Annotated in this window: 22 protein-coding genes; 4 read left to right on the forward strand and 18 right to left on the reverse strand. The window is 53.3% G+C overall.

Features of this window, described 5'->3' with window-relative positions; all coding sequences use genetic code 11:
* Positions 1-3: 3 nt before the first annotated feature.
* Positions 4-1,314: a serine dehydratase subunit alpha family protein gene (locus ACH0WD_RS16265; protein WP_000463070.1), complete on the forward strand. Its 1,311-nt coding sequence runs from the start codon at positions 4-6 to the stop codon at positions 1,312-1,314.
* 112 nt (positions 1,315-1,426) lie between these two features.
* Here the strand turns inward: ACH0WD_RS16265 and ACH0WD_RS16270 are convergent, their stop codons facing one another.
* Positions 1,427-1,591 carry a hypothetical protein gene (locus tag ACH0WD_RS16270; RefSeq protein ID WP_000039326.1) on the reverse strand — a complete coding sequence of 55 codons (165 nt, stop codon included), beginning with the start codon at positions 1,589-1,591 and terminating at the stop codon, positions 1,427-1,429.
* A 23-nt stretch (positions 1,592-1,614) separates the two neighbouring features.
* The gene (locus tag ACH0WD_RS16275; protein WP_000633549.1) at positions 1,615-2,316 is read right to left on the reverse strand and encodes a pirin family protein; all 702 of its coding nucleotides are present in this window, start codon (positions 2,314-2,316) and stop codon (positions 1,615-1,617) included.
* A 104-nt stretch (positions 2,317-2,420) separates the two neighbouring features.
* On the opposite strand from ACH0WD_RS16275, the gene yhaJ reads away from it, so the two are divergent.
* Positions 2,421-3,317 (forward strand): DNA-binding transcriptional regulator YhaJ, encoded by an 897-nt coding sequence (yhaJ, locus tag ACH0WD_RS16280; protein ID WP_001041026.1) that lies wholly within the window; start codon positions 2,421-2,423, stop codon positions 3,315-3,317.
* 38 nt (positions 3,318-3,355) lie between these two features.
* Here the strand turns inward: yhaJ and ACH0WD_RS16285 are convergent, their stop codons facing one another.
* The 14 genes from ACH0WD_RS16285 to ACH0WD_RS16350 all read right to left on the reverse strand — a co-directional run bounded on the left by ACH0WD_RS16285 (position 3,356) and on the right by ACH0WD_RS16350 (position 13,750).
* The gene (locus tag ACH0WD_RS16285; RefSeq protein ID WP_000384139.1) at positions 3,356-3,721 is read right to left on the reverse strand and encodes a DUF805 domain-containing protein; all 366 of its coding nucleotides are present in this window, start codon (positions 3,719-3,721) and stop codon (positions 3,356-3,358) included.
* Between the two features lie 123 nt (positions 3,722-3,844).
* Positions 3,845-4,831 (reverse strand): glutathione S-transferase family protein, encoded by a 987-nt coding sequence (locus ACH0WD_RS16290; RefSeq protein WP_000531167.1) that lies wholly within the window; start codon positions 4,829-4,831, stop codon positions 3,845-3,847.
* Between the two features lie 67 nt (positions 4,832-4,898).
* Positions 4,899-5,291, reverse strand: a complete 393-nt coding sequence (locus tag ACH0WD_RS16295; RefSeq protein ID WP_001592732.1) for a DoxX family protein — start codon at positions 5,289-5,291, stop codon at positions 4,899-4,901.
* 237 nt (positions 5,292-5,528) lie between these two features.
* A complete protein-coding gene (locus tag ACH0WD_RS16300; RefSeq protein ID WP_000095496.1) occupies positions 5,529-5,828 on the reverse strand; it encodes a YqjK-like family protein in 300 nt (99 codons plus the stop codon).
* A complete protein-coding gene (locus tag ACH0WD_RS16305; RefSeq protein ID WP_000785626.1) occupies positions 5,825-6,223 on the reverse strand; it encodes a phage holin family protein in 399 nt (132 codons plus the stop codon). The genes ACH0WD_RS16300 and ACH0WD_RS16305 overlap by 4 nt, the downstream gene beginning before the upstream one ends.
* A gap of 2 nt (positions 6,224-6,225) precedes the next feature.
* Positions 6,226-6,531, reverse strand: a complete 306-nt coding sequence (locus ACH0WD_RS16310) for a YqjD family protein (protein WP_000031219.1) — start codon at positions 6,529-6,531, stop codon at positions 6,226-6,228.
* A 41-nt stretch (positions 6,532-6,572) separates the two neighbouring features.
* Positions 6,573-6,941: a DUF1090 domain-containing protein gene (locus ACH0WD_RS16315; RefSeq protein WP_000877300.1), complete on the reverse strand. Its 369-nt coding sequence runs from the start codon at positions 6,939-6,941 to the stop codon at positions 6,573-6,575.
* 144 nt (positions 6,942-7,085) lie between these two features.
* Positions 7,086-7,469, reverse strand: a complete 384-nt coding sequence (gene mzrA / locus ACH0WD_RS16320) for an EnvZ/OmpR regulon moderator MzrA (protein WP_000917514.1) — start codon at positions 7,467-7,469, stop codon at positions 7,086-7,088.
* Positions 7,470-7,472: 3 nt separating this feature from the next.
* The gene (gene yqjA / locus ACH0WD_RS16325; protein ID WP_000422143.1) at positions 7,473-8,135 is read right to left on the reverse strand and encodes a DedA family general envelope maintenance protein YqjA; all 663 of its coding nucleotides are present in this window, start codon (positions 8,133-8,135) and stop codon (positions 7,473-7,475) included.
* A gap of 449 nt (positions 8,136-8,584) precedes the next feature.
* Complete coding sequence (gene sstT, locus ACH0WD_RS16330) at positions 8,585-9,829, reverse strand: serine/threonine transporter SstT (protein WP_000235360.1); 1,245 nt, start codon at positions 9,827-9,829, stop codon at positions 8,585-8,587.
* Between the two features lie 254 nt (positions 9,830-10,083).
* Positions 10,084-11,052, reverse strand: coding sequence for a TerC family protein (locus tag ACH0WD_RS16335; protein ID WP_001098833.1), 969 nt, complete (start codon positions 11,050-11,052; stop codon positions 10,084-10,086).
* Between the two features lie 270 nt (positions 11,053-11,322).
* Positions 11,323-12,321, reverse strand: a complete 999-nt coding sequence (locus ACH0WD_RS16340) for a Gfo/Idh/MocA family protein (RefSeq protein WP_000617682.1) — start codon at positions 12,319-12,321, stop codon at positions 11,323-11,325.
* An 87-nt stretch (positions 12,322-12,408) separates the two neighbouring features.
* Entirely contained in the window at positions 12,409-13,101 is a 693-nt protein-coding gene (locus ACH0WD_RS16345) for a vancomycin high temperature exclusion protein (protein ID WP_000937454.1), read from the reverse strand.
* Positions 13,102-13,252: 151 nt separating this feature from the next.
* Positions 13,253-13,750 carry a M48 family metallopeptidase gene (locus ACH0WD_RS16350; RefSeq protein ID WP_000202966.1) on the reverse strand — a complete coding sequence of 166 codons (498 nt, stop codon included), beginning with the start codon at positions 13,748-13,750 and terminating at the stop codon, positions 13,253-13,255.
* Positions 13,751-13,835: 85 nt separating this feature from the next.
* Between ACH0WD_RS16350 and rlmG the strand changes: the two genes are divergently transcribed.
* Positions 13,836-14,972, forward strand: a complete 1,137-nt coding sequence (gene rlmG, locus ACH0WD_RS16355) for a 23S rRNA (guanine(1835)-N(2))-methyltransferase RlmG (protein ID WP_000019985.1) — start codon at positions 13,836-13,838, stop codon at positions 14,970-14,972.
* Positions 14,973-15,052: 80 nt separating this feature from the next.
* Here rlmG and ACH0WD_RS16360 read toward each other — a convergent pair whose 3' ends face one another.
* Complete coding sequence (locus ACH0WD_RS16360) at positions 15,053-17,071, reverse strand: NADPH-dependent 2,4-dienoyl-CoA reductase (RefSeq protein WP_000121522.1); 2,019 nt, start codon at positions 17,069-17,071, stop codon at positions 15,053-15,055.
* Between the two features lie 170 nt (positions 17,072-17,241).
* Positions 17,242-18,621, reverse strand: coding sequence for a putrescine aminotransferase (gene ygjG / locus ACH0WD_RS16365; protein WP_001520281.1), 1,380 nt, complete (start codon positions 18,619-18,621; stop codon positions 17,242-17,244).
* A 429-nt stretch (positions 18,622-19,050) separates the two neighbouring features.
* Here ygjG and ACH0WD_RS16370 point away from each other — a divergent pair, with 429 nt between their 5' ends.
* Positions 19,051-20,571, forward strand: a complete 1,521-nt coding sequence (locus tag ACH0WD_RS16370; protein WP_000094642.1) for a PAS domain-containing methyl-accepting chemotaxis protein — start codon at positions 19,051-19,053, stop codon at positions 20,569-20,571.
* Positions 20,572-20,831 lie beyond the last annotated feature (260 nt).

Raw genomic sequence — 20,831 nt, forward strand, 5'->3', positions numbered from 1 at the left:
GTTATGTTTGAATCTAAAATAAATCCATTGTGGCAAAGTTTTATCCTGGCCGTACAGGAAGAAGTAAAACCGGCGCTGGGGTGTACTGAGCCAATTTCACTGGCGCTGGCGGCAGCGGCGGCGGCGGCTGAACTTGACGGCACAGTTGAACGCATTGACGCGTGGGTTTCGCCTAATCTGATGAAAAATGGTATGGGCGTTACCGTTCCAGGAACGGGAATGGTAGGGCTACCGATCGCCGCGGCGCTTGGCGCGTTGGGCGGTGATGCGAAAGCCGGGTTGGAGGTGCTAAAAGACGCTTCCGCTAAAGCCGTTGCCGATGCAAAAGCGATGCTGGCCGCCGGACATGTCGCAGTGATGTTGCAGGAGCCATGTAACGATATCCTGTTTTCACGGGCGAAAGTGTATAGCGGCGATAGCTGGGCATGTGTCACGATCGTCGGCGATCATACAAATATTGTGCGGATAGAAACCGACAAGGGCGTGGTATTTACCCAGGCCGATAATGCGCAGGAAGAAGAAAAAACCTCGCCACTGGGAGTGCTGTCTCATACCTCGCTGGAAGAGATCCTGGCGTTTGTGAATGCGGTGCCCTTTGACGCTATTCGCTTTATTCTCGATGCGGCCAGGCTAAACGGCGCGTTGTCGCAGGAGGGACTGCGTGGTTCCTGGGGGCTGCATATTGGTTCGACGCTGGCCAAACAGTGCGATCGCGGTCTGCTGGCGAAAGATCTCTCCACGGCGATTTTGATCCGTACCAGCGCGGCGTCAGACGCCAGAATGGGCGGCGCCACGTTGCCCGCGATGAGCAACTCCGGCTCCGGCAACCAGGGGATTACCGCCACGGTGCCAGTCATGGTGGTGGCTGAACATGTCGGCGCCGATGACGAACGCCTGGCGCGCGCGCTAATGTTATCGCATTTGAGCGCTATCTATATTCACCATCAGCTTCCGCGTTTGTCGGCTCTGTGCGCGGCAACCACGGCGGCGATGGGCGCGGCGGCGGGTATGGCGTGGCTGATAGATGGTCGTTATGACACTATCGCAATGGCTATCAGCAGTATGATCGGCGATGTCAGCGGGATGATTTGCGATGGCGCGTCGAATAGCTGCGCGATGAAAGTCTCTACCAGCGCGTCGGCGGCGTGGAAAGCCGTACTGATGGCGTTGGATGATACGGCGGTGACCGGAAACGAAGGGATTGTGGCGCACAATGTCGAACAATCTATTGCGAATTTGTGTTCGCTGGCGTGTCGCTCAATGCAGCAGACAGACAAGCAGATCATCGAGATTATGGCCAGTAAAGCGCATTAATAATAACGCCCCGGCATGTCGTCGGGGCAGCGTGCTGCCCGATGGCGCTGCGCTTATCGGGTCTACCTGTTATCAGCCGGAGCGGGCGCTTGCGCCGCCATCCGGCATGATTTCAGGCTGCGGCCTCTTCTTCTGCCAGCCGGGCTTCGGCGTCCGCCACGATGGCTTCCAGTTCGGTTAGCATCTCTTCATAGCCCAGCGGCACAGTGGCGCTCATCGCCTCCTGTACGGCAGGTTTTACCACGGGCTGACGTTTCTTCGCCGATTTTTTGCTCATCTTGCGACTCCTTTTCTGGCTGACTACACCGGTAAATCTACCAGTAATGCGCGCAGCGGCGTATCGGCAACCAGCGTAATGTTAGGTTCATCACGAATAAATGCGCCATCTCCGCAGGTTAACGCCTCGCGTTCTTCGTTGTGCGTCATCGCGTGGAACGTACCGTGAATCGACTGCAAATAGGCGCGCGGCCCGTGAAGCTGGAAATTAAGCGATTCGCCTTTCTCCAGCGTAATATGATGTACCCATACCTGTTGGCGCAGTTGTAAGCTGTTTTGCTCACCGTCGGGCGAGGCAAGAAGCTGTTGTTGCGCCGCCAGGAGTGGGATTTTTTGTACCAGCGCGTTTTCCCGTTCAGGACAGGCGTCAAGCCACAGTTGCATTCGGGTTAACGGCTTAACTTTGCTGAGATTATGTTCGCTGTAGCTAATGCCTGGCTGCGCGGCGAGCAGTAGCGCTTCGCCCGCTTTAGCCTGTACATGGTTGCCGTCGCTGTCGCGGTATTCCGCTTCGCCGTCCAGAATCAGGTTTAAAATATCCACCTTTGGATAAGTTCGAGGCTGAAAAGAGGCGCCCGGCGCCAGCACTTCCTGGTTCAGTACGCGCAACGACGCGTAGCCCAGCAGTGTAGGGTCGAAATAGTGTCCAAAGGAGAAGGTATAGCGGGCCTGTAGCCATCCGTAGTCTGCCTGTCCACATTGTTTGGCGGTTCGGGTCGTAATCATCGTTATTAACCTCTCTTTACTTCCTTTTATGTTAAGGGGCTGGACGCTGCATTGTTAGCCAGATATTCTGCCCGGTATGTTCAAATTTCCTGAATGAGAACGTTATGGCTAAAGAGAGAGCGCTGACGCTTGAAGCATTGCGTGTGATGGACGCCATTGACCGCCGGGGCAGTTTTGCCGCAGCGGCTGATGAGTTGGGGCGGGTGCCCTCCGCGCTGAGTTACACCATGCAGAAGCTGGAAGAAGAGTTGGACGTTGTACTGTTCGATCGCTCCGGCCATCGTACAAAATTCACCAACGTCGGACGTATGCTGCTGGAACGCGGGCGGGTATTGCTGGAAGCGGCAGACAAGTTAACGACGGATGCTGAAGCGTTGGCCCGCGGTTGGGAAACGCATCTGACGCTGGTCACTGAAGCTCTGGTACCGACGCCTGCTTTTTTTCCGCTGATCGACCGGCTGGCTGCTAAAGCCAATACGCAGCTTTCATTGATTACCGAAGTACTGGCTGGCGCATGGGAGCGGCTTGAGCAGGGACGGGCGGATATCGTTATCGCTCCGGATATGCATTTTCGATCGTCGTCGGAAATTAACTCCCGTAAGTTGTATACGTTAATGAATGTGTATGTCGCCGCGCCTGACCACCCTATTCATCAGGAGCCGGAGCCGCTTTCGGAAGTGACGCGGGTTAAATACCGCGGCGTAGCGGTAGCGGATACCGCGCGCGAGCGGCCGGTATTAACGGTGCAACTGCTGGATAAGCAGCCACGTCTGACGGTAAGCACGATTGAAGATAAACGTCAGGCGCTGCTGGCCGGGCTTGGCGTCGCGACCATGCCATATTCGATGGTGGAACAGGATATTGCCGAAGGGCGGCTACGCGTGGTCAGCCCGGAATCGACCAGCGAAATCGATATTATTATGGCCTGGCGGCGCGACAGTATGGGAGAGGCAAAAGCCTGGTGCCTGCGGGAAATACCTAAGCTATTCGCCGGAAAATAAATAGCGCGCGGCGCTTTAAAAGCGGCGCCGCGCCGCCATCAGGAAAAACGTTTCGGATCGGGGCCGAAGCGGTTGTCGCCTGGCGTACCATTCTGGCAGTTGAACGCGATGATGATAAGCCAGCCGATAATGGGGATAAGTAGCAACAGTAGCCACCATGCGGAGCGGTCAGTGTCATGCAGACGACGGAACTGCACGGCCCACCACGGTAAAAAGATCAGAACGCCGTAAATGGTGGTCAGAACGCCTTCACCCCCGGCGCGTTGCCAGCCAAGCATGGCGTCCAGCAGGCCCAACACAAAGGTAAAGATGATATTGACCAGAATAAACATCCAGTACTCTTTGCGTCGCGCGCGGCCGCCAAATCCCAGATAATTTTTTAAAACCTTTAAATACCAATCCATTTTCGCCTCAATAATGGTTCAATCACTTGTTTTTAAAGTAATCAAACTAAGAATAGCCGCGAATGAAATGTTGGTAAATATTTGTGGTATTTATTAATAAGGCGTCCCGGAGGACGCCTGAAATTAGCCAAAGCGCACGTCGCGCCCGTGAGGTTCGAGCAGATCCTGCCACGGTCCGATAGAAATGATGCCTGTGGGGTTAATCGTTTTATGGCTACGGAAATAGTGGTGACGAATATGGTCCATATTAACGGTTTCAGCAATGCCCGGTATTTGATAGATATCGCGCAGGAAACCGTACAGATTCAGGTAGTCGCTGATTCGGTATTTGTCGCATTTGAAATGAGTCGCGTAAACCGGATCAAAGCGTACCAGGGTCGTCCATAAGCGGATATCCGCCTCGGTCAACTGGTCGCCCGTCAGATAGCGGTGCTGTCCGAGAATCTGCTCCAGGCGCGCCAGCGCAGTAAACACCTTTTCTACCGCTTCATCATACGCTTGCTGGCTGGTGGCGAAGCCTGCTTTATAAACGCCGTTATTAACGTTGTCATAAATCCAGCCGTTTAACTCGTCAATTTTGCTTTGCAGCGCGGGGGGGTAGTAATCCCCGGCTTTAGCGCCCAGCCCATCGAAAGCGGAGTTAAACATACGAATGATTTCGGCGGACTCGTTGCTGACGATAGTATGATTTTTTGTATCCCATAAGACCGGTACGGTGACGCGGCCGCTGTAGTGTGGATCGGCGTGCAGATACAACTGGTAGAGAAATTCATGCTGATAGAGGGTATCGCCGGTGGCCGCCGGAAAAGTATCATCAAACGTCCAGCCGTTTTCCAGCATCAATGGATTCACGACGGAAACCGGAATAAACGGCTCCAGACCTTTCAGTTTACGGAAAATGAGCGTGCGATGCGCCCAGGGGCAGGCAAGGGAAACGTACAGATGGTAACGATCTTTTTCTGCGGCGAATCCGCCTTCGCCGGAAGGTCCGGGCGCGCCGTCAGCGGTAAGCCAGTTGCGGAAAGCCGACGCTGAACGCTGAAATTTCCCCCCGGAAGATTTGGTGTCATACCAGGTGTCGTGCCAGACGCCATCGATCAGTTGTCCCATGTCTCTCTCCTTCAGATGACAAAAGCGAGGCGCTATTCCCTCGCTTTTTTAATTGAGTATAGATTGCTTACCACTTTTTATTCAGCAGACGGTCAAGGCTGAACGCGCCAGGCCCGGTTAACGCCAGTAATAAGAATCCGCCGGCAATGGTCAGGTTTTTCATAAACATCAGCGAGTTTACACCTTCTGCAAAATTGCTATGGAAGATCAATGCCGTCAGCAACGTAAAACCAGCGGTAAAAAGCGCAGTGGTGCGGGTGAGGAACCCCAGTAGAATCGCCAGACCGCCGCCGAACTCAAGCAGTATGGTGAGCGGCAGCAGGAATCCTGGTACGCCCATCGCTTCCATATACTGTTGTGTGCCCGCATAGCCGCTAATTTTTCCCCATCCTGCGGTAATAAACAGAACTGGCATTAAAATACGCGCTATCAGTACACCAACATCTTCTAATTTTTTCATTTTATTCTCCAGGGGGCCGATTCGGCGGCTGCTGCTATTTTCATGAGCAATGACGCGGTTTGGCGCATCATTGTTATCGCTGGAGAGAATCATAAACGTGGCGTGCAGGAATTGTTAGCAAGGAAAATTGCCAAATTTTTTCAAAAAATTTGAGTGATTGCTAAAGAGACGATATGCATAAAAGTATCGCGCCACCAGGTGATAACCTGATGGCGCGATGCTATAAAAGAAAAGATATTAACCGCGGAGCTGTTGTTGACGGAGGGTAGTTTTTACCAGGCGCCAGGCGCTCCAGATACCCAGGCCGCGTTTCGCCCAGCGTACCAACATATTAGGATGACGGATGGTCCAGATGGCCATTACGCTGCTACCGACCAGCGCCCAGGAGCGCAGGCTTAACACCGTATTCCAGCCGCGATCGTACGCGCCGGTGGTCTCCAGCCAGTCGCGACGGCTGGCGGACAGATCCAGCCGTTGCTGCTGGATCTGACTGAGAAGCAGCGCTTTACGTTTTTCGCGTTCGCCTTTGCTGCTCACGACTGATCGTCCTCCAGAATTTGCCGATCGTTAGCCAGTTCGTGCCGCGTATGGCGCAATAGCGTGGACTGACGCGCTTTGCGCAAAGTCCAGATGCCGCCGATTAGCGCAAGCACTAACAGCACAACTGTGGTAGCGATCATCGCGTTCAAACGGTACTGAGGATCGATAGCCCAGATGACCAGAACCATCAGGCTCATTAAGCCAAACGCCGCGAAGAGCATGGTAAGACCTACCATCAGCAAAAGCTGAAAGAGGTTCGCTTTCTCTTCTTCCAGTTCTACTACCGCCAGTCGCAGCCGGGTTTCCACCATCTCAACGATAATGGTGACAATCCGCTGCCCGATACCCAGTACGCTTTTGCCTGGTCCTTGTGCCTGTCGAGAGTCCGCCATAATTAACGACGCGTCAGCAGTACGCCCAACACCAGACCGACAGCGGCGCCAATGCCTACGCCTGTCCAGGGATTTTCGCGCACATAATCATCGGCACGGGCGGCGGCGACGCGAGTCTGTTTGGCAATCACATCACCCGTTTCACCCAGGCGGTAACGGCTCTCTTTCAGCGCGCGCTCGGCTTTGCTACGAATCTTACTCAACTCTTCTTTCGACTTTTCGCCCGAAGAGCTCAGCACTTCTTCAAGCGTATCGGTCAGGGATTTCAACTCAGCGCGCAGATGTTCCGTAGTGTTATCTTTCGACATAGTTTTCTCCAGGTGAGTGAGTATTTACATTCGGCGTTAATTTAGTAGTCTCTGGCCTCAAGTTTTTTTAGCTCATCCTGAGCCTCGGCCAGCTTACGTTCACGTTTGTCTATTTTATCCGCATCGCCTTTTGCTTTTGCCTCGGCTAAATCACGTTGGCGTTCGGCTACCTCTTCTTTTTGCTCAGCGACCTTTTTCTGATGCTCGGCGCGCAGCTTGCTGTCAGTACAATTGGCGCGTACTTCGCTGAGCGCCTTGTTCAGACCCTCAATACGGCGCTGATTGTTGTGCTTTTCAGCGTAGCTAATTTCCTTTTGTATATCCTGCTCTTTTTCCTGACAAAGCGAATTAGCGTAGCTACCGGCGCTAAGTGTAAAAAGCGTGATAGCCAAAGCGATGCGGTATTTCATTCCTGAACTTTCCCTTATGTTCGGACCCGTTGTCCGGGGCGGTGATCCCGATAATAACGCGGTGGGTTAAACACCGCTTTATTAATCATAGTCATTAAACAATGAAATCACCAAAGTGAGTGATATGATTCGGATTCCTGGAGATTAGCCAAAGCGGTGTGAGCTTTCCCGTAAGCGGGACAGCCACTGTACCGTTTCGTTGTCATCGTCCTGCTGAGCGACGACATAACCGTGTGGTAACGTTTGATCAAGCACTGTTTTTGCTGCGGCGCTTTGCGCAGGGGAATCGAAGGTAATGAGCAACATGTCATTTTTAGGCGTAATGCTTTTAAAATGAATGCCGTTCGCATCCAGATGATGCAGAACTGAGAAGCCGTCTGGCATACTGGCGCCCAGGTTAACCGCGCGAATGGCCAGCGTCGACTCTTGCTGACGCAGCGTTGACCACGTCATCATGAGTATGGTCAGCATCAGTAGAAAAGCGCTGATCCAAATGAGTTGTCGGGCAGTTATGCGTGGTTTAAGCATAAGTTATCCCCGGCTCCCATACTTCTTTTTCCACAGCATGACCAGTGAACCCGCCAGGCCAAAAAAGAGCAGCACCACGGGCAGCAGCATCAGGCATGACATTAGCTGATCTTCATACTTCATAAAGACGGGCGTTTTGCCCAGCAGATAGCCCAGCGACGTCAGGATAAGCACCCACAACAAGCCGCTCATCCAGTTGAAGAACTGAAAGCGCGCGTTATTCAGGCCGGATATGCCGGCAATGGTGGGCAGCAGCGTTCTGACAAACGCGATAAAACGGCCTATCAATAGTGCCGACAGGCCGTGTTTATGGAAAAGGTGATGGGCGCGTTGATGATAATGTGCGGGGAGATGAGAGAGCCAGTTTTGCACGGTGCGGGTATTCCCCAGCCAGCGGCCCTGAATATAGCTGACCCAGCAACCCAGGCTGGCCGCGACGGTAAGCAGCAAAATGGTTTGTGGATAACCCATCGCGCCTTTGGCGATCAGCACGCCGACCAGGATCAACAGGCTGTCGCCAGGCAAAAAGGCGGCAGGGAGCAGCCCATTTTCCAGAAACAAAATCATAAATAACACAAAATATAACATGCCAATCATGGAAGGATTGGCCAGTGTTTCAAAGTCCTGAGCCCACAGGGCATTCAGCAATTGAGTCAGTAGTTCCATTCAGTATTCCTGGAGAATCGGTTAACGTCACGCCGGTGATCTGAGGTTTGCACTGCCGCAACAGAGTTGGAGTTTTTATCAGCGTTGCGGAAACGGCAAATTCGCGGCCTGAACTATTCCTTGTTAAGTTGTGAAGTAAGCAAGCACTAACACACAAAAATTCAAAATGCATCTAATTGTAACAAAGGTCAACGAAGTCCGTTATAGAAATTACGCGTCGTTGAGCTTTGATTTTGCTTATCGCAAGGGAGGGTGGCGAGAGGATTTACACAGGCTGACACTTTATACTGTACGCTGACCGAGCGCCGCGGCAGACGCCATCTACATATAACGTTACGCGAGGATGTTGCGCGTGAACATCAATTCGCTTTCCGTCACAGCCTACGGATTGGGAGATTCAGATCTATCGTTACGCCGGATGGCATACGCCATCCGGCATCAATAATCACTTAGCTACGCAAGGCGTTATTCGCCAGACGTTCGTCCTCTGCCTGGCAGGCTGCCGCAGTGAACAGAACATCGGTAGATGAGTTCAGCGCCGTTTCACACGAATCCTGCAATACGCCGATAATAAAGCCGACCGCTACTACCTGCATCGCGATATCGTTCGGGATGCCAAACATGTTGCACGCCAGCGGGATCAGCAGCAATGAACCGCCTGCCACGCCGGAGGCGCCGCAAGCACACAGCGAGGCCACCACGCTCAGCAGCAGCGCTGTAGGCAGATCCACCGGGACGCCTAACGTATGGACTGCCGCCAACGTCAGAACCGTAATGGTAATTGCCGCGCCGGCCATATTGATGGTGGCGCCCAGCGGAATGGAAACGGAGTAAGTATCCCTGTCCAGATTCAGCTTTTCGCACAGCGCCATATTCACTGGAATATTGGCGGCAGAGCTGCGGGTAAAGAAGGCATAAACGCCGCTTTCACGCAGGCAGGCGAACACCAGCGGATAAGGGTTGCGACGAATTTTCCAGAATACCAACAGCGGGTTGACCACCAGCGCGACCAGCAGCATACAGCCAATCAAGACGACCAGCAGGTGCGCATAGCCCCACAGGGTGGAGAAGCCGGTGGTTGCAAGCGTTGATGAAACCAGACCAAAAATACCGATTGGCGCGAAACGGATCACCAGTTTCACCATAAAGGTCACGGCGTTAGACATATCGTTCACGAGGTTTTTGGTAGTTTCATTGCCATGACGCAGGGCAAATCCCAGACCGACGGCCCATACCAGAATCCCGATATAGTTAGCGTTCAGCAGCGCGTCGATGGGGTTCGACACCATACTCATCAGCAGACCGCGCAGGACTTCTACAATGCCGGACGGCGGCACGATATCCTGGGCGCTACTGGACAGATGCAGCGTTGAAGGGAAGGCGAAGCTGAACACAACGGCCGCCAGCGCGGCTGAAAAGGTGCCTAGCAGGTAAAGAAAGAGAATAGGGCGAATATTGGTTTTTTGACCGTGCTGGTGGTTGGCGATCGAGGCCATGACCAGCATCAGCACCAGAACGGGGGCGACCGCTTTTAAGGCGCCGACGAACAGGGTGCCAAGCAAGCCAACCGCTTCCGCCGCAGGCTTAGAAATCCATGCCAGTAAAATCCCCAGTACCAGACCCACTAAAATTTGTTTAACCAGACTGCCTTGCGCTAAACGCTGCAGTAGCCCTGATGCTCGTTGCGTAGCCATTTCATGTTCCTTGTATTGTGTTGCTGGTCATCCCCTGCACGCTCTTACGGCGCATCTTTCAGGATGTAACAAAGTGTTTGCCTGGTTGAGTATAAGGAAAGTTGAAGGTTCGGGAAGCGAAATATCCTGGATTTTTTGCTGTGATCATGTTTTATAACTTTATATTAACAGTATTGTGACATGTTAAACAAAAACGCCCGACAGGTGTGCGCTGCCGGGCGTTTTTGACGGGGCAGGTTTACCCCGATAAAAGATTATTGCGCTCGTAGTTTCTTATCGCGCTGATGGTTAACCCAGGCGTTAATCACCAGCGTAATGGTCAGAATACCAAACACTACGCCCAGCGAAATCGCGATAGGAATATGGTAGAAGTCGACGATCAGCATCTTAATGCCGATAAAGACCAGAATGACCGCCAGACCATATTTCAGCATCGAGAAGCGTTCCGCCACGCCGGACAGCAGGAAGTACATCGCGCGCAGTCCTAAGATGGCAAACAGGTTAGAGGTCAGTACGATGAACGGGTCGGTGGTGACCGCAAAGATCGCCGGAATACTGTCAACGGCGAAGATCACATCGCTGAACTCAACCATAATCAGCACCAGCAGCAGCGGCGTGGCATACAGCAGGCCGTTTTTACGTACGAAAAAGTGCTCGTTCTCGATCGTATCAGTCATGCGCAAATGCCCGCGCAGCCAACGCACCATCGGTTTTTCGCCAATGCCGGATTCGTCTTCCTTCGCCAGCGCCATTTTTACGCCGGTAAACAGCAGGAAGGCACCGAACACATACAGCAGCCATTCGAACTGAGTGATAAGCCAGGTACCGGCGAAAATCATGATAGTACGCAACACGATCGCGCCAAGAACCCCATACACCAGCACCCGGCGTTGCAGAGCCGGAGGGACGGAGAAATAGCTAAACAGCATCAGCCAGACAAAGACGTTATCTACGGCCAGCGACTTTTCAATCAGATAGCCGGTAAGGAACGCTAATGCCTGCGGGTCAGCAACTTCGCGCCCTTGCGTTTCAGCCAGATACCACCAGAAAGCGGCGTTAAACAGTAGCGAGAGCGTTACCCACAGGATTGACCATCCTGCCGCTTGTTTCATCGACATAGCATGTGCGCCACGGCGTCCCTGCAACAACAGGTCGATGGATAGCATTATCACCACAACAACCGCGAATCCACCCCATAATAATGGCGTACCAACAGTATTCATTATTTCTCCCCATGCAAAAAAAAAACGGCTAACGCCGAATGGCATTAGCCGCTGCTTTTATGCATAGACCTTGCCATTCGGCAAGGTCTCACTTACAACAATAAAGGAATACGCTGACGCATTCCTTTATGGCTGCCCGGTGACCGGATGTGGTTTTGCACACATCGTAATGACGATCGACCGGCAATGAAGTTACTCCCCTTTGCGCGTAACAAAGTATGACAGGCCACGCGTAGAGTCAATGACCTGTAACATATGATTTACATAATTTTACGCAGTAAGGGGATGGGTCAGATCGTCCGCCGGGAAGATGACCCCGGTTTGACGGCGTATTTCTGTCAGCCATTTTGCCGTGGCGCGACTTAGCGACAACCCCGGATGTTCCACGGCGTGGTTTTCAATAAGCTGGGCAAACGCCCCGGCTTCATACAGCATGGTATTAATATGCTGAGGCTGGGTCAGATCCTGCATCAGCGCGCCGCGCGGCGCAAAACACACTTTCTGGCATTCCGACAGCTTTTCAATGACCAGCGATCCCCTCTCGCCCTGAATTTCACTGGCCAGTACCGAGTCGCTGACTTTGGAATGCTGTAGCGTGACGCTAAAATCGCCGTAATCCATAACCACGACGCCGTGCGCATCTACTCCGCTTTCCAATAAATTCGCCGACGCCTGAACGCTGCGCGGTTCGCCCCATAGCGCGATCGCCGACGCCAGACAGTAATACCCGATATCCATAATCGAACCATTGGAGAAGGCCGGATTAAACGTATTCGGATTTTCACCGTTCAGATAGCGCTGATAACGTGAAGAGTACTGGCAGTAATTTAGGAATGCTTTATGCATTCTGCCGATTTTCGGCAACGATTCCCGCAGCAGCAGGAAATTGGGCAGGCAGGCGGTTTTAAAGGCTTCAAACAGTACCCGCTGATTATCGCGCGCGCAGGCGATAGCGGCATCAACCTCCGCCAGGTTAGAAGCCAGCGGCTTTTCGCACATGACATGTTTTTTATGCTGCAAAAAGCGCTGCGTCTGGGAGAAATGCAGGGAATTCGGGCTGGCGATATAAACCGCCTCAATCGCGTCGCTTTGCGCCATCGCTTCCAGCGAGGTAAACAGATGCTCGACGGGATAATCATTTGCGAAAGACTGCGCCTGTTCAAGACTACGGGAGTAAACGGCGGCGAGCCTGAATTTGCCGGTTTCATGGGCGGCGTCGACAAACTGGCGCGTGATCCAGTTAGTCCCAATTACAGCGAAACGTATCATAAACGTCAGCGGACTCCAGAAAGGGATTTTCGTCAATGTAGCACGCCTTTCCGCCCTTGCCAGTGCGCTGCGACGCACTCTGGCATTTTACTGGCGAGAAGGGCACCCGTGTGCGCTATCAGCCCCAATAGTGACGCCAGCGCCCAGATATTTAGGCTGACGATGCAAAATTTTGGCATCCAGCACTGCGCTAACCCGCGCCAGCTTTTCCCGAAGTCGTGTGTAGGTTCCGTGCCTTTTATTCAGATCCGGCGCGTTAACGCCGATAGCGTCAATGCCATATTGTTGCGCCAGCCAGATCGCCCGTTGATTATGAAATGCTTGCGAGATAATCGTAATGCGGCTTTCGCCAAACACTTTCCGGGCGCGAACCACGGAGTCCAGCGTGGAGAATCCGGCATAATCACAAAAAATGGCCGCTTCCGGCACACCTTTCGCTATCAGCGCCTGCTGCATCGCCGAAGGTTCATCGTACTCTTTTTTGCCGTTATCGCCGCTGACTAACAGCCACTTCACTTTACCGGCGTGATACAACGCGGCGGCAGTATTAATCCGCCGGGTAAAATACCGATTGCCGGGTTTAGCGCCTAACACCAGCCCGACGTTGCGGGCGGGAACGGTCTGAATATCATTCCATGTCAGATGCTGTGAGGCGTTGACGATAAGCCAGTTAGAATAGAAAAGCGCGACGCCTGCCGCGACAAGCAGAAAACACGCCACTGTTAACGCCCGGCGTGTAAAACAGAGGCGGCGGATAAAACGGGCACATTGTGGGAGCATGGTCGTTGCGCGGTTCCGTTGGCGGTGGATAAAAAATACCCTCTACAGATCGTCATCCTTGACGTGGCGGCAGGCAATGAGCGAAATGTGAACGCGCCGATTTTATGCCCACGCCGTTAAAAAGATACGGGGGAAGGGGCATTTTCAGAATTTATTGTGCCGACAGCGCCTGATGCGTCAGCCACAGTCGCGTATCAAACTCCAGTTGATGGTACTGCGGTTCCATATGGCAGCAGAGCTGATAAAACGCTTTGTTATGATCTTTCTCTTTCAGGTGCGCCAGCTCGTGAACCACAATCATCCGTAAGAATGGCTCCGGAGCGTTGCGAAACACGGTAGCGACGCGGATCTCCGCCTTTGCCTTGAGCTTGCCGCCCTGAACGCGCGAGACAGCGGTATGCAGTCCCAGCGCATTTTTCAGCACATGGATCTTGCTGTCATACATCACTTTATTAATGGGCGGCGCATTGCGTAGAAACTGACTTTTCAGTTCCTGAGTATAGTGATATAGCGCTTTGTCAGTGGCGTAATCATGCGCGCCGGGATAACGTTTTTCCAGCACTGCTCCCAGGCGCTGCTCGGCGATTAAGGCGCGCACCTGGGCAAGGAGATGTTCCGGATACCCCTGAAGGTAAGTTAGTGAGGTCATCAAAGCTCCATGTTGCTGATAAAAAGTGTATACTCACGCACCCTTTTCAGGGATAACGCCGCAATTTTACCATTCAGGAGGCCTAATGAGCCACGTAGACGACGGTTTCCGTTCACTGACGCTGAAACGTTTTCCGCAAACGGATGATGTTAACCCGCTTCTGGCGTGGGAGGCGGCCGATGAGTATCTGCTGCAACAGTTGGATGAGACGGAAATTCGCGGCCCGGTGCTGATCCTGAATGATACGTTTGGCGCGCTAAGCTGTGCGCTGGCGGAACATTCGCCATATAGTATTGGCGATTCATATTTAAGCGAACTGGGTACGCGAGAGAATTTACGTCATAACGGCATCGCGGAGTCCAGCGTAACGTTTCTCGACAGTACCGCTGACTACCCGCAGGCGCCGGGCGTGGTATTGATTAAGGTACCGAAAACACTGGCGTTGCTGGAACAGCAGTTACGCGCTTTGCGTAAGGTCGTTACGGCGCAAACGCGTATTATCGCCGGCGCGAAAGCGCGTGATATTCATACCTCTACGCTGGAACTGTTTGAAAAAGTGCTGGGCCCAACCACGACGACGCTGGCGTGGAAGAAAGCGCGCCTGATTAACTGTACCTTCAGTCATCCGCAACTGGCCGACGCGCCGCAAACGCTAAGCTGGAAACTGGAAGATACAGGCTGGACGATTCACAACCACGCGAATGTGTTTTCTCGTACCGGATTGGATATCGGCGCGCGCTTCTTTATGCAGCATTTGCCGGAAAACCTCGACGGGGAGATTGTCGATCTCGGCTGTGGCAATGGGGTGATTGGCCTGAGCTTACTGGCGAAAAATCCGCAGGCGAAAGTGGTATTTGTCGATGAATCGCCGATGGCGGTAGATTCCAGCCGTTTGAATGTAGAAACGAACCTGCCGGAAGCGTTCGAGCGCTGCGAATTTATGATCAACAACGCGCTCTCCGGCGTGGAGCCGTTCCGTTTTAACGCTGTGTTCTGCAACCCGCCGTTCCACCAGAAACATGCGCTGACGGATAATATCGCCTGGGAGATGTTCCATCATGCCCGCCGCTGCCTGAAAATCAACGGCGAACTGTATATTGTGGCGAACCGCCATCTGGACTATTTCCACAAGCTGAAGAAGATTTTCGGTAATTGCGCGACGATAGCAACCAACAATAAATTTGTTATTCTGAAAGCGGTGAAGCAAGGACGCCGTCGATAAGGCGCTCAAGCGTCATACCGGCCTATAAAACCGGTATGACGGCGTAAGCCCGATAAGCGCAGCGCCATCAGGCAAAGTCATTAAATCTCCAGCGCCAGTCGGGTGCCCTGGGCAATCGCCCGTCGGGCATCCAGCTCCATCGCGACATCGCATCCGCCGATAAGATGTACCGTTTTACCTGCGGCGCGTAACGGGTCCGCCAGCTCGCGGCGGGGTTCTTGTCCGGCGCAGATCACCACATGATCCACTTCCAGCAACTGCGGTTCGCCGCCGATCAAGAGATGTAATCCGTCGTCGTCGATCTTCTGGTAACTGACCGCCGGGATCATCTTCACGCCGCGCGCCAGTAACGTCGCGCGATGGATCCAGCCGGTGGTTTTACCTAATCCTTCGCCCGGCTTGCTGGCTTTGCGTTGCAGCATGACGATTTGCCGTGGACTACGTGCCAGGCGTGGGCCTTCCGGGCGCAGACCGCCTGCCTGTTGCAGGCTGGTATCAATTCCCCATTCCGTACAAAATTCAGCAATATTTTGGCTGGTGGATTCGCCGTGCTGGCTCAGATACATGGCCGTGTCAAAACCGATCCCGCCGCAGCCGATGATCGCCACTCGTTTACCAACCGGCGCTTTATCGCGCAATACCTCCAGGTAGGTCAATGCCTTTGGATGATCGATACCGTCTATCGGCGGGCGTCGCGGTACTATTCCGCAGGCGAGGATCGCTTCGTCAAACGGCTGAAGATCCTCTGCGTTCACCCGTTGGTTCAGTTTCAGCGTAACGCCAGTAACATCGATCATTCGACGGTAGTAGCGCAGCGTTTCGTAAAACTCCTCTTTACCCGGGATCTGCCTGGCGATAGTAAACTGGCCGCCAATTTCACTCTGGGCGTCAAACAGCGTGACATGATGGCCGCGCGACGCGGCGTTAATCGCGAAAGCCAGCCCCGCCGGGCCTGCGCCGACAACGGCCAGATTCTTTTTGCGTATGGCCGGCGTTATCGGCATGTGGGTTTCGTGACAGGCGCGCGGGTTCACCAGACAGGAGGTCACTTTGCCGATAAAGATCCGATCCAGACAGGCCTGATTACAGCCGATACAGGTGTTGATCTCATCTGCGCGTCCGGATTGCGCTTTAGTCAGGAATTCGGCATCGGCAAGGAAGGGACGCGCCATCGACACCATATCGGCATCGCCGCGCGTCAGGATCGTCTCGGCGACCTGCGGATCGTTAATGCGATTGGTCGCGATCAGCGGAACCGACACATGACCTTTGAGTTTCCGCGTCACCCAGCTAAAGGCGCCACGCGGTACTGGCGTGGCGATGGTCGGGATTCGCGCCTCATGCCAGCCAATGCCGGTATTAATTAGGCTTGCGCCTGCGGCTTCAATGGCTTGCGCCAGCTGTACCGTTTCGTCGAACGTGCCGCCATTTTCCACCAGATCGAGCATCGACAGGCGATAGATAATAATAAAGTCGTTCCCTACCCGCTGGCGTACCGCGCGTACTACCTCAACCGCGAAGCGCATACGGCTGGCATAGTCGCCGCCCCATTCGTCATCGCGATGGTTAGTTCGCCGCGTGAGAAATTCATTAATCAGATAGCCCTCTGATCCCATCACCTCTACGCCGTCGTAGCCTGCTTCCCGCGCCAGCTGCGCGCAATGCGCGAAGTCGTCGATTAACTGCAAGATTTCATCATGCGTCAGTTCATGCGGCATAAAGCGGTTGATTGGCGCCTGAATTGCCGACGGCGCGACCAGGTGCGGCTGATAGCTGTAACGTCCGGTGTGCAGAATTTGCAGCGCGATTTTACCGCCTTGCGCATGTACGGCATCGGTCACCACGCGGTGAGGCGTTAACTGGCTGGCATCGTTCAGCATCGCGCCGCCGGTCATCACGACCCCGGAGGGAACGGGCGCAATACCGCCGGTGACGATTAACGCTACGCCGTGTCGCGCGCGCTCGGCATAAAATGCCGCCAGGCGCTCGGCGCCATCAGGATGTTCTTCCAGACCCGTGTGCATCGATCCCATCAGCACGCGGTTTCTGAGAGTAGTAAAGCCCAGATCGAGCGGGGCGAACAGCGATGGGTAGCTCATAAGCGTATCCAGTATGTAAAATTATTGTTATGTGGTCGGATGAGTTACTACTGTAGCCGTCGCGAGGTAAAAGGGAAAAGGGGAATGTGGTGATTGTGATGGGATTCAAAAAAGAGGCCGCGACCCGGGGAAAACAGGCCGGATAAGCATAGCGCCATCCGGCATCGTTTTTAAACCTCTTCAACGCTCACCTGCATCGCCGCCAGCGCATTACGCGCTGATTTCAATACCTGTTCGCACAGTTCAATGGTTAGCGTGAGCGGTGGCTCAATACGAATTGTTTTCGCATTATTCAGCGTACCAGCGACCAGCACGCGTTGACGGAACATCTCACTGGCAAAACGGTAGCCCGTTTCGTTATCGACAAATTCAATGGCCATCAACATACCTTTGCCGCGCGCATCGTGTACCAGATTGGGATATTCACGCGCAAGTTGTCGAAAACCATCCAGGAGCGTATCGCCTTTTTGTTCCGCCTGGGCCGGGAGATTTTGCTCCAGCAGGACGTTAATGGTCGCCAGCGCGGCAGCACAAGCCAGTGGATTACCGCCAAAAGTGGTGGTATGCAGGAAGGGGTTGTCGAACAGAACCGAAAACACCTCTTCAGTCGCGATGGTGGCGCCAATCGGCATCACGCCGCCACCCAGGGCTTTCGCCAGACACAGAATATCAGGCTGCACATTTTCGTGCTCACAGGCAAACATCTTGCCGGTACGCCCCATGCCGGTTTGTACTTCATCCAGAATCATCAGCGCGCCGAATTCGTCACAGAGCTTACGTACCTCTGTCAGGTATCCCTGCGGCGGCAGGATCACGCCGCCTTCACCCTGAATAGGCTCCAGAATCACGGCTGCTATCTCGTCGCCCGTTTTTTTGCCTTCGCTAAATGCCATGCTCATCGCGTCAATATTGCCAAACGGCACATGGCGGAAGCCCGGCAGTAAAGGCATAAAGGGTCTGCGGAAGGTGGATTTGGCCGTGGCGGAGAGCGCGCCCAATGATTTGCCGTGAAATGCGCCGCTGGTGGCGATAAAGGTAAACTTGCCACGCGGCGACTGATACGCTTTTGCCAGTTTTAGCGCCGCTTCGACGGATTCGGTGCCGCTGTTACAGAAAAAGCTGTACTTGAGTTTCCCCGGTGTCAGCGCCGCCAGCGTTTTTGCCAGCATCGCCCGCAAGGGATCAAGTAACTCCTGGCTGTGGAGAGGTTGTTTTGCGAGTTGATTCTGGACGGCGGATACCACAACAGGATTACGGTGCCCCACGTTAAAGATGCCAAACCCCCCAAGACAGTCGATAAACTCCTGCCCCTGGGTGTCGACAAGCGTATTCAAACTGCCCGCTTGCCACTCTACGGCTCCGTAATCCCCGCCGGCGGTAACAGATTTCCGGTATTCCAGAAATCCTGGATTTACATGCTCTTTAAAGTAGTCAATGACCTCTCGATTTAGTGCTTTCATTTCCTCATGGTTTAGCGTTCGCTTCTCGATGAGATTCAGTGCGTGCGCGCTACAGGCCAAAGCCGATGCGCTGGAAGGTAACCTGTTCAAAATGAGCTCCAGAGGGCCGTGTATCACATGATACTGAATTAAGTATTGCAGGGATTAGCGGGGGTCTAAGCCCATAGTGAAAATCGGGATAAACACCAGGAATAATCACATTTACACAACATTTAATGTCATGTGTTAACAATTGGGTGCATTTTGAGCAGATCTTGTTTTACGGTTTACGGTGTGTTGCGTTAGCGGCGGCGTGAGAAAAAGGTGAGCCAGGGCAGATTTTAAAGAAAAAGGTTGTCCATGCTAAACAATTTCATAATGAAAATAAGGCGCAGGATGAGGTGAAAATCGTACAAATATTAAGGATTAATCGCAAATTGCGATCCAGAGCAATTTTAACAACTAAAGATAAATAGATTAGCGCCGAAATAACATCTGAGCGAAAAATTAACATCCAGATAACCTGCACAGGACGCTATCATGTCTTCTCATCCCTACGTCAGCCAGCTAAATACTCCGCTGGATGATGATACCACTCTGATGTCTACGACCGACCTGGAAAGCTATATCACTCACGCCAATGACACTTTTGTCCAGGTGAGCGGCTATCAGTTAAACGAGTTACTGGCGCAGCCACATAATCTGGTGCGTCATCCGGATATGCCGAAAGCTGCCTTCGCAGATATGTGGTACACCCTAAAACAGGGCGAACCGTGGAGCGGCATTGTGAAAAACCGGCGTAAAAACGGCGACCATTACTGGGTGCGGGCCAACGCGGTACCGATGATACGTGAAGGGCGTGTGACGGGATATATGTCGATCCGTACCCGCGCCACGGATGATGAGATTGCCGCCGTCGAGCCTTTATATCAGGCGCTAAATGAAGGGCGGTGTAGTAAACGTATTCATAAAGGCCTGGTGGTTCGTCAGGGCTTGCTGGGCAAACTGCCCGCTATGCCTGTTCGCTGGCGAGTGCGTAGTATTATGGGGCTAATGGCCGTAATGCTGGCGTTGGCGCTGTTCGGTACGGATGCCTCATGGCAGGCGTTGCTGTTGGGCGCGTTGGCGATGCTGGCAGGTACGGCGCTATTTGAATGGCAAATTGTGCGTCCCATTGAAAATGTGGCGACGCAGGCGCTGAAAGTGGCGACCGGCGAACGCAACAGCGTACAACATCTTAATCGCAGCGATGAGTTGGGGCTGATGCTGAGGGCCGTGGGGCAGCTTGGCTTGATGTGCCGCTGGCTGATCAATGACGTATCAAGTCAGGTTTCCAGCGTCAGAAACGGCAGTGAAAGGCTGGCGAAGGGTAACAATGATCTGAACGAACACACCCGTCAGACCGTGGAGAATGTTCAGGAAACGGTAACGACCATGAACCAGATGGCGGAGTCCGTGAAGCTCAATTCCGAGACGGCTTCCGCTGCGGATAAGCTTTCCATGGCGGCCAGTAGCGCGGCGACTCAGGGAGGTGAGGCGATGGATACGGTGATTAAAACGATGGATGATATCGCTCACAGTACGCAACGTATCGGGACGATCACCACGCTAATTAACGATATCGCTTTTCAGACGAATATCCTGGCGCTGAATGCGGCGGTAGAAGCGGCGAGAGCAGGCGAGCAGGGGAAAGGGTTTGCCGTGGTTGCTGGCGAGGTACGCCATCTTGCCAGCCGCAGCGCTAACGCGGCGAACGATATTCGTAAATTAATTGACGCCAGCGCAACAAAGGTGCAGTCAGGCTCCGAGCAGGTTCACGCCGCAGGCCGTACCATGGATGACATTGTAGCCCAGGTGCAAAATGTCACCCTGCTTATCGCACGGATCAGCCAGTCGACGCAGGAACAGACAGATGGGCTTTCCAGCCTGACTCGCGCCGTGGACGAGTTGAACCGCATAACCCAGAAGAATGCGGCGCTGGTGGAAGAGAGCGCACAAGTCTCCGCGATGGTAAAACACCGTGCCAGCCGGCTGGAGGATGCGGTCACGGTACTGCATTAAATTTATTTGTAGGTAGCAACGGTAATGACATCCGCCTGGTAGCAACAAGCTTACCGGGCGGATGTGCTCTGATAGAAGGCGGTGCCTGCCATCATAGAGAGTACCAGTGGCCTGTGATGTTAAAAATAATGTGATATTTATTCCTTCTCCCTTGCCTACCTATTAATAGGTATAAACTCAGTTAATAAATAAGAAATGGTTAACCTTTTAGCGTATTTCTTTCATTATTAGTGCCAATTTATGTCACTTTTGGTTCATCT

It is taken from the genome of Salmonella sp. 2020_1395 (assembly GCF_043848115.1).
Lineage (GTDB): Bacteria > Pseudomonadota > Gammaproteobacteria > Enterobacterales > Enterobacteriaceae > Salmonella > Salmonella enterica.

What these genes read in the sequence shown, in the direction of transcription:
- ACH0WD_RS16370 (WP_000094642.1), top strand. Translation starts at nt 19,051, where the DNA reads ATGTCTTCTCATCCCTACGTCAGCCAGCTAAATACTCCGCTGGATGAT.
- ACH0WD_RS16340 (WP_000617682.1), bottom strand. Translation starts at nt 12,321, where the DNA reads ATGATACGTTTCGCTGTAATTGGGACTAACTGGATCACGCGCCAGTTT.
- ACH0WD_RS16315 (WP_000877300.1), bottom strand. Translation starts at nt 6,941, where the DNA reads ATGAAATACCGCATCGCTTTGGCTATCACGCTTTTTACACTTAGCGCC.
- ACH0WD_RS16305 (WP_000785626.1), bottom strand. Translation starts at nt 6,223, where the DNA reads ATGGCGGACTCTCGACAGGCACAAGGACCAGGCAAAAGCGTACTGGGT.
- ACH0WD_RS16285 (WP_000384139.1), bottom strand. Translation starts at nt 3,721, where the DNA reads ATGGATTGGTATTTAAAGGTTTTAAAAAATTATCTGGGATTTGGCGGC.
- ACH0WD_RS16270 (WP_000039326.1), bottom strand. Translation starts at nt 1,591, where the DNA reads ATGAGCAAAAAATCGGCGAAGAAACGTCAGCCCGTGGTAAAACCTGCC.
- ACH0WD_RS16290 (WP_000531167.1), bottom strand. Translation starts at nt 4,831, where the DNA reads ATGGGACAACTGATCGATGGCGTCTGGCACGACACCTGGTATGACACC.
- ACH0WD_RS16350 (WP_000202966.1), bottom strand. Translation starts at nt 13,750, where the DNA reads ATGACCTCACTAACTTACCTTCAGGGGTATCCGGAACATCTCCTTGCC.
- ACH0WD_RS16345 (WP_000937454.1), bottom strand. Translation starts at nt 13,101, where the DNA reads ATGCTCCCACAATGTGCCCGTTTTATCCGCCGCCTCTGTTTTACACGC.
- rlmG (WP_000019985.1), top strand. Translation starts at nt 13,836, where the DNA reads ATGAGCCACGTAGACGACGGTTTCCGTTCACTGACGCTGAAACGTTTT.
- sstT (WP_000235360.1), bottom strand. Translation starts at nt 9,829, where the DNA reads ATGGCTACGCAACGAGCATCAGGGCTACTGCAGCGTTTAGCGCAAGGC.
- yhaJ (WP_001041026.1), top strand. Translation starts at nt 2,421, where the DNA reads ATGGCTAAAGAGAGAGCGCTGACGCTTGAAGCATTGCGTGTGATGGAC.
- ACH0WD_RS16265 (WP_000463070.1), top strand. Translation starts at nt 4, where the DNA reads ATGTTTGAATCTAAAATAAATCCATTGTGGCAAAGTTTTATCCTGGCC.
- yqjA (WP_000422143.1), bottom strand. Translation starts at nt 8,135, where the DNA reads ATGGAACTACTGACTCAATTGCTGAATGCCCTGTGGGCTCAGGACTTT.
- ACH0WD_RS16295 (WP_001592732.1), bottom strand. Translation starts at nt 5,291, where the DNA reads ATGAAAAAATTAGAAGATGTTGGTGTACTGATAGCGCGTATTTTAATG.
- ACH0WD_RS16275 (WP_000633549.1), bottom strand. Translation starts at nt 2,316, where the DNA reads ATGATTACGACCCGAACCGCCAAACAATGTGGACAGGCAGACTACGGA.
- ACH0WD_RS16335 (WP_001098833.1), bottom strand. Translation starts at nt 11,052, where the DNA reads ATGAATACTGTTGGTACGCCATTATTATGGGGTGGATTCGCGGTTGTT.
- ACH0WD_RS16360 (WP_000121522.1), bottom strand. Translation starts at nt 17,071, where the DNA reads ATGAGCTACCCATCGCTGTTCGCCCCGCTCGATCTGGGCTTTACTACT.
- ACH0WD_RS16310 (WP_000031219.1), bottom strand. Translation starts at nt 6,531, where the DNA reads ATGTCGAAAGATAACACTACGGAACATCTGCGCGCTGAGTTGAAATCC.
- mzrA (WP_000917514.1), bottom strand. Translation starts at nt 7,469, where the DNA reads ATGCTTAAACCACGCATAACTGCCCGACAACTCATTTGGATCAGCGCT.